At 36.6% G+C, this 12815-nt stretch carries 10 protein-coding genes; 5 read left to right on the forward strand and 5 right to left on the reverse strand.

What is annotated here, in order from left to right:
- Positions 1-6 precede the first annotated feature (6 nt).
- Positions 7-234: a putative toxin-antitoxin system toxin component, PIN family gene (locus FJR04_RS14285; protein WP_168495854.1), complete on the forward strand. Its 228-nt coding sequence runs from the start codon at positions 7-9 to the stop codon at positions 232-234.
- A 68-nt stretch (positions 235-302) separates the two neighbouring features.
- Here FJR04_RS14285 and FJR04_RS14290 read toward each other — a convergent pair whose 3' ends face one another.
- Positions 303-2621, reverse strand: coding sequence for an NACHT domain-containing NTPase (locus FJR04_RS14290; RefSeq protein WP_168495856.1), 2319 nt, complete (start codon positions 2619-2621; stop codon positions 303-305).
- A 152-nt stretch (positions 2622-2773) separates the two neighbouring features.
- Here FJR04_RS14290 and FJR04_RS14295 point away from each other — a divergent pair, with 152 nt between their 5' ends.
- Positions 2774-2914, forward strand: coding sequence for a hypothetical protein (locus FJR04_RS14295; protein ID WP_168495858.1), 141 nt, complete (start codon positions 2774-2776; stop codon positions 2912-2914).
- Positions 2915-3123: 209 nt separating this feature from the next.
- Here FJR04_RS14295 and FJR04_RS14300 read toward each other — a convergent pair whose 3' ends face one another.
- Positions 3124-5292 carry a recombinase family protein gene (locus FJR04_RS14300; protein ID WP_168495860.1) on the reverse strand — a complete coding sequence of 723 codons (2169 nt, stop codon included), beginning with the start codon at positions 5290-5292 and terminating at the stop codon, positions 3124-3126.
- Positions 5293-5350: 58 nt separating this feature from the next.
- Between FJR04_RS14300 and FJR04_RS14305 the strand changes: the two genes are divergently transcribed.
- The gene (locus FJR04_RS14305; protein ID WP_168495862.1) at positions 5351-6664 is read left to right on the forward strand and encodes a proton extrusion protein PcxA; all 1314 of its coding nucleotides are present in this window, start codon (positions 5351-5353) and stop codon (positions 6662-6664) included.
- Between the two features lie 422 nt (positions 6665-7086).
- On the opposite strand, the gene FJR04_RS14310 is transcribed toward FJR04_RS14305, so the two are convergent.
- Positions 7087-7731, reverse strand: a complete 645-nt coding sequence (locus tag FJR04_RS14310) for a DUF3386 domain-containing protein (RefSeq protein ID WP_168495864.1) — start codon at positions 7729-7731, stop codon at positions 7087-7089.
- 103 nt (positions 7732-7834) lie between these two features.
- On the opposite strand from FJR04_RS14310, the gene FJR04_RS14315 reads away from it, so the two are divergent.
- Entirely contained in the window at positions 7835-8500 is a 666-nt protein-coding gene (locus FJR04_RS14315; protein ID WP_168495866.1) for a LuxR C-terminal-related transcriptional regulator, read from the forward strand.
- A gap of 107 nt (positions 8501-8607) precedes the next feature.
- Here FJR04_RS14315 and FJR04_RS14320 read toward each other — a convergent pair whose 3' ends face one another.
- A complete protein-coding gene (locus FJR04_RS14320; RefSeq protein ID WP_168495868.1) occupies positions 8608-9234 on the reverse strand; it encodes an RloB family protein in 627 nt (208 codons plus the stop codon).
- On the reverse strand, positions 9219-10538 hold the full coding sequence (locus tag FJR04_RS14325) for an ATP/GTP-binding protein (RefSeq protein ID WP_168495870.1): 1320 nt from the start codon (positions 10536-10538) through the stop codon (positions 9219-9221). Before FJR04_RS14325 ends, FJR04_RS14320 begins: the two co-directional genes overlap by 16 nt.
- 362 nt (positions 10539-10900) lie before the next feature.
- Between FJR04_RS14325 and FJR04_RS14330 the strand changes: the two genes are divergently transcribed.
- A complete protein-coding gene (locus FJR04_RS14330; protein WP_168495872.1) occupies positions 10901-12793 on the forward strand; it encodes a GTPase family protein in 1893 nt (630 codons plus the stop codon).
- Positions 12794-12815: the final 22 nt, after the last annotated feature.

Genomic DNA, 12815 nt, shown 5'->3' on the forward strand with positions numbered 1-12815 from the left:
TAATTAATGAACCGTAAACAATATTTAGTTTTAGATACAAATATTCTCGTCAGTGCTGTTCTTGCCAAAACAAGCAAAGCGCGTCAAGCTTTAGATCAAGCACAAGATATAGGAAAGATTTTAATGTCATCTTCTGTTTTATCGGAAATAGAAGAAGTTTTATTTCGACCTAAATTTGATAAATATGTTACGACCATAGAACGACGATCAATTTTTTATATGAGTGATCATTAAAAACCATTATATCTTAATTATTATGGCGTGATAGTAAGGATTAAATCACTGAAACGGTATAACCCTCACTAATTTTTCAACGAGTAACTACCGCTTAATTTTATTGTTTCTATATCTGCCATAGGTAAAAGCAAAGTATCCTCTATATATTGGCGCACATTATGGCTGACATAACAATCACTATTTAAGCATTCTAGTAGAAAGTTATTGGCATCATGATATTTTTGCAGTAGTTCTTTTTGTTCTTCGCTGAACTGCCAATCATGACCAATATTGCGATATTTAATCATGATATTTCTTAATTCTTCATTCCATGCTTGACTATTAGTTTTCCACCAATTCATATAACCTTTTATATCTTCGTCTCTGTCTGGTATTTGCTCTTGGAGTTGTTGTAGAGAATGATTGAGTTTTGGGTCAAGGGTTCGAGAGAGGTCGTAGTCGAGGCACAGGTCGAGGGTTCGGGAGAAGGAGTGGTCGTGGTCAAAAGAGTTGTTTTGCTTGAGGTAAAGGTGGAAGTCGAGGGATTGGTAGAGGGCGATGTCGAAGTCGAAGTCGAAAAATGGATCGATGGTAATGTCGAGGTCGAGGTGAAGATACAGGTCGAGAGAGTCGTTGTCGAGATGGGGGTCGAGGTAGAGGACAAAATATAAAGCTCTAACTGCTGCTGGTTTGTAAGAACCCTGAACAGAAAGAGACTTATTTTTTACCCATATCAGAAACTGCTGGAACTTCTCATATTTATTTACTAACATATCAATGTTTTTCTTGATAAACAGCAATAAACGCTCTGCATGAGGTGACATCTCGACCGCTAATAAACAAACTTCCCGCCAGCGTTTTTCAGTAAAATGACTAACCAGACTTTGCAAAGCATCATCTGATGATTGTTGGACTAAGATGAATTCTCTAGCTGTGAAATACTCATGAAAAGTTAAATGAGAAAAAGAGTAAATACCCTTCGCTCTTTCTACTAATAATCCATGTTGAGCTTCAATTGATTTGAGAATTTTTTCACTATCCAGTTGCAATGCTTCTGGGTCATTATTGGCATCCGGTAAATTTATAATATATTCTGTGATGTATTGTTCTGCCACTTTCTGTTTGAAGAAATAATCACTCCGTTCAAAGGTAGTAAAAGCAATTTTACTGAGTAAATCTTCCTTGCGCTGAGGTGATAGTCTTCCGTAAATCTGGTCACGTTGAATACCCCGCTTGGCATCCCATTTTTTTAGAAGTGCATCTAGTCCTTCTTTGTATAACTCAGAACGATTTGCCGGAAAATCTCCTGATTCTTCAAATGCCAAACAGAGTAAGGTGAGTAGCAAGGGATTTGTGGCAAGTTCTTGAATAGGTTCATTATATTCAATATGTTTAATAAAATTTTCTGGTTTGATGGGCTTATTTTTAAACCAGTTAGTTGCAAAGGTGGCAATTTGTTCTTGGTCAAAATCAGCAACTTCTACCTCGGTAAATTTTTCAAATGTATATTCTTTTGCGGCAATGCGGCAAGTTATCACAAATTGATTTTGCTGAAAATTTCTGGACAAATTAGTTATTTCTTTTAAGATGCGGTTACTATCTTCTTCTCTAACTTCATCTAAACCATCGAGTAGAATAAACATTCTCCCTTGATTTAATAACTTTTCTACATCCTGACAATTGAAATTTATACTTGAACTTTCTGCAATGATAAATTTTAATAAGCTTGGTTTATTATCAGCTTCTGCAAAGTTTTTGAGAGTAACAAAAATCGGCACAATATGAGAATGAAATACGCCCTCAATACATTGAATTGCTAAATATTTCAAAAAGGTAGTTTTACCCGCACCTGGCTTTCCCAAAATCATCAATTTGGGATATTTCTGTACAGCATCTAGCCCAGGTACTCTCTTGATACTAATTTTTCCCATTCCAAAACGGTCAAAATCTTCTTGATTACATTGCTGTAGTAGTTCTTCAATTCCTCGTCGTTGTTTTCCAGTGATTGTTTCTAGGATGTTGACGCTAGTGTAGATGTCATTCAATCCGATAGGCTGTGTCATATCTAGCACCCGCATTGTGCCACAGCGTTCTTGAATGAGGGGTTTTATTTTTTCCCGTACTTTTTTGACAAGGGTATCTATCTCAATACTGGTGTCTGGATTCGCTTCTGTCTCTGGTTCATTGACTTGAGTAATTACCTCTTCCCAGTCTAGTTCTAAAAATTCGCAAATTCGGACAAAGAGATTACGGTCAACTGGTTTACCTGTCAAGAATTTACTAATTGGTTGACGAGTAACATTTAACTCTTTAGCTAATGCCTTCTGAGTTAAAGAAAAGCGGATTAAAGCCTTTTCTGCTTTTTGGATACCTTCTGGAGAAGAGGAGAGTGAACGACCCATCATTATATAACACAGCACTTTTATTGATTTTAACCGCCAATTTGATAATTAATCTCATCTCATACACAAATCACTCATAGCGCAAGCCTGTACTTAAGCTTACCGCAATCACCCACCTGTAAAGCTATAGAAAGAAATAAATTTTACGAGGTTTTATGGATATCTCTACTCTTCTTTTAACAGCTTTAATCACTTGGGTAATTGAAAAATCTTCTGATGCGGTTCTATCTTGGGTGATGAAAAAGCTAAAAGACAACTACTCTAATAATAAAGATAATGACAATAGCAATACATAAACGCATTATTTCCAGGTGAAATAAACCTCTAGGGACTTTCTTTAGAGGATGAATGCACAAATCTAAATTAAGGCATTGCTGAATTGAAGTAAGTTACTCAGCTTGTCAAAATATGAAATTGATAAATCAATAATTTCAAATTCTTACTCTCTGAGACTCTGCGCCTCTGTGTGAGGTAAAATCATACTCTTAATCTCAGCAATGGCTATTTAAACCACTTCACAAGAATGAACTAAAGGTAACAACGGTCCTATTTGTTCCTGTCCATTTACAGCCAAATCACTATGACACAAATACAATTTATCAGACACACGCGCTAGTAAATCGGCGACAATTTTTTCTAGTCTTTGTTCTTCGGCTAATTGTTCATCTTCTGCTGTCCAAGGTTGTCCTAATCTATCTCGTAAAAATAAAGTAGCACCAAATAAAGTAGCTGCACCACCTTTTGCCCATAGCGGTGAACCAATATCTAACCAAAAATGCCAACGGTGATTTTTACGACTCGCACGGTATTGGAAGATAGTTGCTAAAGTTACAGCTTTTCTACTGTTACCAATGGGACGCACTGGATAGGGATTTGCGGTAATTGTCCCCCGTCGCAGCAGTTGAATAAACTCAGCAATAGTGATATTGAGAGTTTCAGGTGTATGCAGTGAAAGTAATAGAGGATCGGTTTGTTTTAAGCGAGTGTCTATTTCCCAATAATGTTGAGCGGTTTCTAGTAATTCTCTTAATGCTGCTAATTCTTGATATGAAGGGTTTTTCTCGTTAGACACAAAGTCTTGAATGGCTTTGTAGAGGAGAAAAATGGGGGTGAGGAGAAGACGCTGTTGATATTGCGATCGCTGTTCTTCCAGCCAGTGTAATATTTCTTCATAAGCCTGAGTCGCAATATAGCCAATTCTATCCCAGCGTTCAAAGGTTTTGACTGGTAATAAATCGGGTGTGTCGGGGTGGGGAACGAAGCAATAATCGGCTATTAACCCAGCCCGGACTGGATCTATTCTAGAATGATGAAATTCTTTTTCCTCCCCATCTTGCGTTCTCTGTTGACTCAACACAACCAACATTTCCGCCACTGCATCCCTATCTACTAAGCGTCCCAATCCGGGATAGACTAGAGCCATTAAGGTGAGTAATGCTCTGACTACCGATGAACTGATTAAAGGGCGTTGTTCGTTGAGAGATGTAACTTCGATATTTTGTTTAGTTAGTATTTCTACTAGGGTATAACGAGCGATCGCATCTAAACCTGGTGCAATAATCGCTACTTCTTCTGCCGCTACTTTCCCGGATTTTATCCCCTCAATAATTGTCTCGGCTGTTTGGCGTAATAGCTGGGCGCGAGAGGTTGTTTGGATGGCTTGGACAGAAGTAGGTAAACGCAACATGATCATTGGCTGTGTTACCAATTCTACCATTTGATTAGTTAGGGAAGAGGCCAAACTATCTAGCGGTGGTTCAGTTAAATTTTCTACTTGACAACGCCCAGCTAATCTGGATAAATACTGAGGATCTGCACCTAAACCCCAGCGGATTGCCCCTTGAGGATTATAGCTAAATGCCCCTACAGCGCCAGAATCTAACAAAAACTCAAATAAGTTAGCAGCGATCGCCGGATAATCATCCACATCGTCTGCTATTATGCCCTGATAGCGTTGCTTCAAATGCTGCTGATAGCTATCATGAGTTAATAATTGTTGGTGATAAAGTTCGGTAATTAACCCATAAGTTAATAACCCTCTTTCTAAACACCAATTCCGCCAATTTAGCAACAAAAAACCTAAAAACTCCGGTTCTAAATTGATAGAATCATTTTCTAACCCACTTTGCAAAATTTGGGGAATTTCTTCACACCGCACACCACTATAAGCGGCTAATTGCCATAAATCCAAAATCCGCCTTACCAAACGAGACTCATTGATTCCCACACGCCGCAAAATTTCTACATCTAAGTGAGAACTCCAGAGTTTTGTCGCCAATTCTTGTTCCATTTCTGGACGTAATCTGACGGGAAACTGTGCTTTGAGTGACAACGAATCAATTAATAATGGCCAAAATAAAGTTACCTCATCTTGGAAAAAACCCAAAGCTGTTTTGACGCGAATCGGATATTTTCCTAATGTTAAACTAGCAATCAGATCAGCTAATTCTCTGCGTTTATCATCATTAGCGGCCAATAGTAAAATACCTGCTTCTCTTTGGCGTAAATTTGAGGTTTTAACTATAGGTTGATTTTTTTGATTATTAATATTTTTAGTATAAAATGAAGCAAATACTTGATTACCAATTTTTAACCAATCATTAAACTGGTTTACCAAGCGAGTAGTTTTACCACTGCGGCTAGTACCAAAAATCCAGAGAGAATCAGAAACCATACCTCTTGCGTTAACCTAAGTTTAAGAATTAGTGGATCATGCCAGATAATCGTCAAGGATGAAAAACACCGTGTTTAGCCAAAAAATATACCCTTTTTTGTTGGCTGCTTACAAATGGTATCTACTGACACCAGAGCGTTCTTTAGATACAGCTTATCAAGCAGCTATCAAAATTAAGGAAATTGAAGATAAACACTTCAATGGTAACAAAATAGACTCCGAATTTACCATGTACAGCACCAGTGTCATGGATTATTTTCAAGCAGATTTGCAAAAATTATTAAAAACTGTACAAATGCGGCTTACCGAATTTAAAGCTAGTCGCTGGTTTTCTAATGAATCTAAACAAAAAGCTGCCATAAAAGCGGGTATTACCTATTCTAGCCCAGCATCAATTTTAGAGAAACTAGAATTCATTGATCAAGTTACCTCTAAATACATTAATAATGATATAGATACAACTTATAATAATCCCCCTTCTCCAGTCGTTAAAGTTCCCCCAAATTTAGTTAATTCTCAATCATTTATCCCCAAAACACCAGATCAAGCTAACCCCAATATCCGGAAAGGAAAAGCTAATTCTACAAGTCTTTTACCACGCTCAATTTTAAGCACTATCACTCGCTTACAAGTAGAGTTAGATCCAGCTTCTGAACAAGATGTAGTTAAAACTTTTCGGCAAACACAACAAAGAACTATTATATCAATTCGATTTATACTTCTACTAATTATTGTTCCTCTCCTCACCCATCAAGTCACAAAGGCTTTAGTTGTTGGTCCTTTAGTTGAACGTTTTCGACATGAGGAAACAGGGGAAGTTTTCTTAAATAAAGAAATGGAAGAAGAAGCATTATTAGAATTACAAAGGTTTGAAGAAAAAATTAAATTTGAAGCATTAATTAGTAATGCTCCTCCTCTGAAAGATGTAGAAATAGAAACTAAAGTCAAAGAAAAAGCTGAGGAATTAGCTCAGGAATTTCGTGGTGAAAGTGCCAATGCAATTAAAAATGTATTTGCGGATATTTTTTCGGTAATTACTTTCATTTTGTTGTTATTAATTAGTAAACCTTCTATTGCGGTGCTAAAAGATTTCTTTGATCATATAATTTATGGTTTAAGTGATAGCGCCAAAGCATTTATTATTATTTTGTTTACTGATGTTTTTGTCGGTTTTCACTCTCCTCATGGCTGGGAAGTTCTCTTGGAAGGTGTCTCACGTCATTGGGGATTACCAGCTAACCGGGATTTTATTTTCTTGTTTATTGCCACATTTCCCGTAATTTTAGATACGATATTTAAATACTGGATTTTCCGTTATTTGAATCGAATTTCTCCTTCTGCGGTTGCTACATACCATAACATGAATGAATAGTCTTGCTAAAAATAAAAATATTATATAAGTAGGTAGATGCTAATCACCCAACTATGTAACGAACTGTAAATTACCCAAAACTCTTGGGATTGCTGCGTTCCACTCCGTTCCACTCGCAATGACATAGTTACAGCACTTCCCGCTCTAATGAAATACAATGGAAGGCGGGGAAACCCCGCCCCTACGGGTTTGACAATAAAAAACTGTACCTCATAACAGAGGGAAGTGCTGTATAAGTTTTCCCACCTACCTACTTAGCGTTTCCTAATCTACTAAAATACAAATTTATCTGCGGTTAATTCTTTCTTCCGTGTACCTCACTTAGATGTAAATCGCTATAGCAATAATAAATAACAAGATCCCCGACTTCTTCAAGAAGTCAGGGATCTGATGAATATGGGTTTTATTGATTTCTTAAAAATCTAACCTAACAACTCAATGTTAGAAAAGATAAAATCTTGAATGGAAATATTTCCGGCTATTTCCGTGCGAATTTCTCGACGGTTGAGAATGTAATAATTTCCTACTTTTTCATACTCATCAGTAAAATCGCTTTTACCGCCCTTTTGTGCGCCGGTTTCGGGGTCATGATATACAGAATTGTATGTGTGAGAAAGATATCCTTCTCCTGTGTCGTGACTGCTAAAAGTGTCAATAGTCACATAAGTACCGTGAATTAAACGGTGAACGTGGCAAACTTCGTTGTTACGCACTTTGTATTTATCTCCTTCCGCTTTACCACCAATCAAAATTTCTACCGCGCCGGTTGCGTCAGATGCTCCAGTTCTAAAGGTATTTGCGCCGTGAGTTTGTTCAAAAGCCCGACGAACACGGTGAACGGCGATTTCCCAAGCTTGTCCGTGAATTGCTTTTTTAGCTGCTTCGTCTTCTACGTTCAAAACTTCTGCTTTCAAATTGGCATCAATCCGCACTTGACCTGTGATCACTTGGTCATCATGCTTATAAGTAATATCTGCGGTATAACCAGGAAAATTACTATCCCATGTATAACGGTTTTCATAAGCTGCTTGGAAAAGTTCTTGGGCGGAAATTTGAGTAACTGTCATAATGCTTGTCCTCTGGTTACAAGTAAAAATAGCTTTTTATCGTTGCTGGTATTAGCATAGAGGTAATTATCGAGGTTCGCATAGACCCCAAATGGGTACACTTATGGCTAAAACTCTCCACGCCATTTTTCAAGCGATCGCTAATGTCCAAAATGAGCAAGAATTAAAACTAGCTCTCATGGATACCATTGGCGACCATTTTGCAGTGCAACATTGGGGTATTGATCTCCTAGATGACCAGTTAAATACTAAAATTGAAATTCCCGAAATTCCTGCTGTCTGCTTAGAAGCTAATCCCGTCGGGCGCTATGTTGTGGAACGTCACGCCCCCACCCATGAACAGTTAATTTTCTCCCCAGAAGACTGGAAAAACTATTGCACCCGTCACGAACACGTGATGACTGGCCCCATAGTTTGTGATGGTCAATTAGTGGGGACTTTAAACTTTGCGCGTGACCCTGGAAGTCAGCCTTTTGATAGTAATGATTTAGCTGATTTAAGTGCAGTTTGTCTGCATTTATCGGCGAAAATAGCCACACTCCGAGCCAAACCAAAAACCTTTTCATCTGTTGGTAATTGTCCCCTGACAGCGCGGGAATTAGAAATTGCGGAATTGGTAGCCCAAGGTTTCACTAATGGGGAAATTGCGGTTAAATTATGGATTACTCAAAATTCTGTGAAGCAAGCTTTGAAAAGAATGTTTCGTAAATTGGGCGTTTCTGCTCGTGCAGAAATGGTGGCAAAATTACAAGATAGGTTAGTTTCATAAATAGCTGTAGCACTCCTATTTTATTTGTGAATTTCAATCAATTTGATTTCACAAATATTATTTCCGAGTGCTTGTGAAAAAAATATTATAAAATGATTTAGCTAAATTTATTTTAAATCTAATAAACTACTAATTAGTTTCGGTAAATCACTACAACAAGGATTAGAATATTCATATAATTCGTCACGTTCTATCTGTTTTGCAATTTTCTCAGCAGATTGAATAGCTATTTCAGTTATTAATTTTAATGGTTTGGGATACAGACACATTGATTTATCATAGTCAGGTATATGCTTATTCAATAATTTAACTAGTTTATCACAGTTAATTTCTGCTAAATGCTCTTGAAAATGAATTAAATACCAAAGTTCAAAACAGGGATTTGTAATTGCTAGATTAATCTTTTGACTGTTAGCTCTATTAATCGCATTTTGCCAACTCGTAAGACTTTTATTAATATGTTCATCTCCATCAAAAACAGCCCAAGCAGCATCATTTTTAGTCCATCCTTTTTCATATTTTATTTGCTGTCGTTTTTCGATGAGTATTTCAATAATGTTACCTGGATCTGTTTTCCCTTTATTACGCAATACGATAATTTCTAAAGTTGGTGAACGTAATTCATTGCGAATACTATTGAAATAAATTGGTTCTGTTTTACTTCCTTCACAAGCAATTAATATTTTTTGAGTAATTTTCCTGCTAGGTTGATTACGTTCTAACTTTCTTGACATTCCTCATCACCCTGTAATATCGTTTCTTCATCAGATGGTAAGAATGGAACTGCACCAAAGCGTCCATCTAAATAAGCTTTATCAATCGCTAAATCATTGCGGACATGGAAATCTGTTAAAGGATATAATTCTGTACTATGGTCAGGGCGTTTTTGTGTAAACCATATTTGATCACGTCGTAGTAAGTTATTTCTTTGCAATGTATTATCATGGCTTGTGAAAATAAGTTGAGCATTTTTTGGGTTGGTTTTGGGATTTTGGAACATTCTAATAATGCTTTTTACAATGTTTGGATGAATATTTGCGCCTAATTCATCCACAATTGTCAAGCTTCCTGCTCCTAAAGTTATTACTATCCGAAACGCCAAGCTAAATAGACGTTGCGTTCCCAAAGATTCTTCATCTAAAGTCCAAGAAATTTCATTACCTTCCAAAGTATTATGTATAGCATATATATTGTAGTCAAGCAGATCATCTGATTTTTTTTTGATCTCAATTCTAGATAGCCCAGTATCAAATTCTTGTACAATTTTTAATGCTTGTGGTGCTATTTTTTTCTGAAATTTAGAAGCATCAACATATTGCATTGCTTTTATTGAGGTAACTTCAAATTCCTCACTACCTAAATGAATTCCTGGCCAGCGATCTTCAAGCGAACTAATTAGAGATTTAACTATATTCACCTCTAGTTTAAATAATATATTAATAAATAACTCATTTTCTCTAATACTCTGCTGTAGTTGATTATGAGAACCAGCAAAATCATCACCAGTTTTCCAGATAAATTGGTTGCTAACTTCATCCCATTTACGATTAAATAAACGACGAGTTCGCTTGGTTGTATTTAAGGAATAATTCAAATTCTCTGAAATGACACGACGTTGATTAATTTCTAATGAATAGGTATAAATATTATTATCAAATATAGTTCTTAATTCAAATTTTGTAGGTTGTTTAGCATAGATACTATCTAATTTAAAAGGATCTAGTTTGGCATATTTAAAAGTTCTCTGGAGATTTGCATCTTCTTGTATACCATAAACCATTATCAACAATAAATAATCCAAAGCTTGAAGAACATTGCTTTTACCTGACGCATTAGCTCCAAAAATTGCTAAAACAGGTAAAATCTCCATATCCCAACCTTCAACATGATACCCAGGTGCAATTTCATGATCTGATTTTATCCCTTTGCGTTTGCTGGTTGCGCTTGTCTTGCGAGTGCTTTGTTTTTGAGCAACAGCACTGAGAGTTACAGGTTCTTTAATGGAACGGTAGTTTTCAACAGTGAAGTCTACAAGCATAATTTCAAGGTACTCAAAGCAGTTTTTTGTGATTTCTTCACATAAATCTTATCGTAAAAGCCAATAAAATCGCTACTTTAACCACAACTCGTTATATTAACTTACAACTACTGCGGACTATAACCAAAAGATGATTACATTCTGTTACACACCACAACCCATCATATTAGTATTAGATTAAGAATATAAATATACACAACTCAGTAAAACAGACTGAATAATTCAAAGTTTGTAGTCAGGACTTTAGTCCTAATTTAAGGGCTGAAGCCCTTACTACCAAATTATCTCAAGATTTTTACATTACTTAATCTACTTTGATTTATTCTCGTCTACTTACTGACAACAGAAATAGGTATAAAACAATGATACGGTTAAAAATCTGGCAATGGATTATTCTAGTTTCACCAATTGCGGTAATTGTCTCTTTCCTTCTTGTTTCCGCAGGAATGCAAATTCACGCTTGGGGATTAAGTTGGATTTGGGCTTTATTTACATTTGTATTTGTCGGTTGGCGGTGGTTGCTGGTACGCTGGACTAAACCGCCTATAAATCAAATTGAAGCTGTATTTGCAGAAGTACGAGAAGAGTTAGAAACTGCTACAGAAAATAATTTAGTAAGCAGAACAGATACGACTAAAGACGTAGAAACAGCATTACAAAATATTCTCACCGCAGCCGCTAATGATTTACCTATTTGGGAAGATTGGCAAACTTTTTGGAGAAGATGTCAAGATTTAGTAGTAGCAATTTCTCATATCTATAATCCTGAAATCAAATATCCACTTTTAAATATTTACATTCCTCAAGTTTACGGTTTAATTCGAGGAACAGTAGATGATATGGATCAATGGATGCAAAAATTATCTCCTGTTCTCAATCAAGTTACAGTTGGACAAGCTTATCAAACTTATGAAGTTTATCGTAAATTAGAACCATCGGCTCGTAAATTGTGGAAAGTTTGGAATTGGGCGCAATGGGTATTAAATCCGGTGGCTGCGGTGGCAAAAAAAGCTAGTGAAGGTGTGGGAAATCGAGCTTCTCAAGAATTACTAATAAATTTGAGTCAACTATTACGAGAAGCGGCTTTGCGGAATTTATGTAAACAAGCGATCGCTCTCTATGCCGGCACTAAAATTGAATTACCTATTCCCACCCTACCCCAGACCAAAACCCAAACCTTGCGGGACATTCTCACCCAAGCTGAACCCCCAGAAATCGTTGCCCAAAAACCCGTAAATATCCTCATTATCGGGCGCACAGGTGCAGGAAAAAGTAGTTTAATTAATACTCTTTTTCAAGATGAATTGGCTGAGGTTGATGTTTTACCCAGTACAGATGAAATTCAAAATTACCATTGGGAAACGGAAACTGGGGAAATTCTCAACCTTTGGGATACTCCTGGTTATGAACAGGTAAAACGGGAAGATTTGCGAGATTTAGTGATTGATTATGCTAGTAATGCTGATTTACTTTTATTAGTTACTCCTGCCCTTGATCCGGCGCTACAAATGGATGTAGATTTTATTCAAGATGTAAAATCGGAAGTTGCAGATTTACCGATTATTACCATTGTCACTCAAGTAGATCGTTTGCGTCCTATCCGCGAATGGCAACCTCCTTATGATTGGGAAAAAGGAGAAAAGCCCAAAGAGATTTCTATTCGAGAAGCGACAAAATACCGTCAACAACTATTAGGAAATTTCGCTAATTTAGTTTTACCTATTGTCACAAGTGATCCGAAAAATAATCGCAGTGCTTGGAATATGGAGGCTTTATCTTTAGGATTGTTATCAGCAATAGATCCGGCAAAACAATTACGTTTAACGCGCTTTTTACGTAATTTAGAAACCCGCACTAGTGCAGCAGCTAAAATTATTGATCATTACACATTTCAAATGACAACGACCCAAGGAATAGCTGCATTACTAAAAAGTCCTGTTTTGCAATTTATTTCCACTTTATCAACAGGTTCTCCTACCCTTGCTTATTTACTAGCAGAACAAATTCCCATTGAACAATTACCGATAGTGATTGGGAAATTACAAATGGCTTATGAACTTTTTCCGCTGTTAAATACAGACAATTCCAAAACTCGTAATTTTGATTTACTATCCCTATGGCCATTGTTGTTAGAAAACCCATCTACACCAGATCGTAACGCTTGGGCATTTGGTCATGCTTTAATAGAATATTGGACGCAAGATTTAACTATTGAACAACTGCGAACCAGATTTAATTATTATCTTCAGCCGTGAAAAATTAGAGCTTTTTTCTGTG

This window comes from Anabaena sp. UHCC 0204 (assembly GCF_009711975.1).
Lineage (GTDB): Bacteria > Cyanobacteriota > Cyanobacteriia > Cyanobacteriales > Nostocaceae > Dolichospermum.

Coding starts and splice junctions, on each gene's coding strand:
- FJR04_RS14285 (WP_168495854.1), top strand. CDS start 7: ATGAACCGTAAACAATATTTAGTTTTAGATACAAATATTCTCGTCAGT.
- FJR04_RS14290 (WP_168495856.1), bottom strand. CDS start 2,621: ATGATGGGTCGTTCACTCTCCTCTTCTCCAGAAGGTATCCAAAAAGCA.
- FJR04_RS14295 (WP_168495858.1), top strand. CDS start 2,774: ATGGATATCTCTACTCTTCTTTTAACAGCTTTAATCACTTGGGTAATT.
- FJR04_RS14300 (WP_168495860.1), bottom strand. CDS start 5,292: ATGGTTTCTGATTCTCTCTGGATTTTTGGTACTAGCCGCAGTGGTAAA.
- FJR04_RS14305 (WP_168495862.1), top strand. CDS start 5,351: ATGAAAAACACCGTGTTTAGCCAAAAAATATACCCTTTTTTGTTGGCT.
- FJR04_RS14310 (WP_168495864.1), bottom strand. CDS start 7,731: ATGACAGTTACTCAAATTTCCGCCCAAGAACTTTTCCAAGCAGCTTAT.
- FJR04_RS14315 (WP_168495866.1), top strand. CDS start 7,835: ATGGCTAAAACTCTCCACGCCATTTTTCAAGCGATCGCTAATGTCCAA.
- FJR04_RS14320 (WP_168495868.1), bottom strand. CDS start 9,234: ATGTCAAGAAAGTTAGAACGTAATCAACCTAGCAGGAAAATTACTCAA.
- FJR04_RS14325 (WP_168495870.1), bottom strand. CDS start 10,538: ATGCTTGTAGACTTCACTGTTGAAAACTACCGTTCCATTAAAGAACCT.
- FJR04_RS14330 (WP_168495872.1), top strand. CDS start 10,901: ATGATACGGTTAAAAATCTGGCAATGGATTATTCTAGTTTCACCAATT.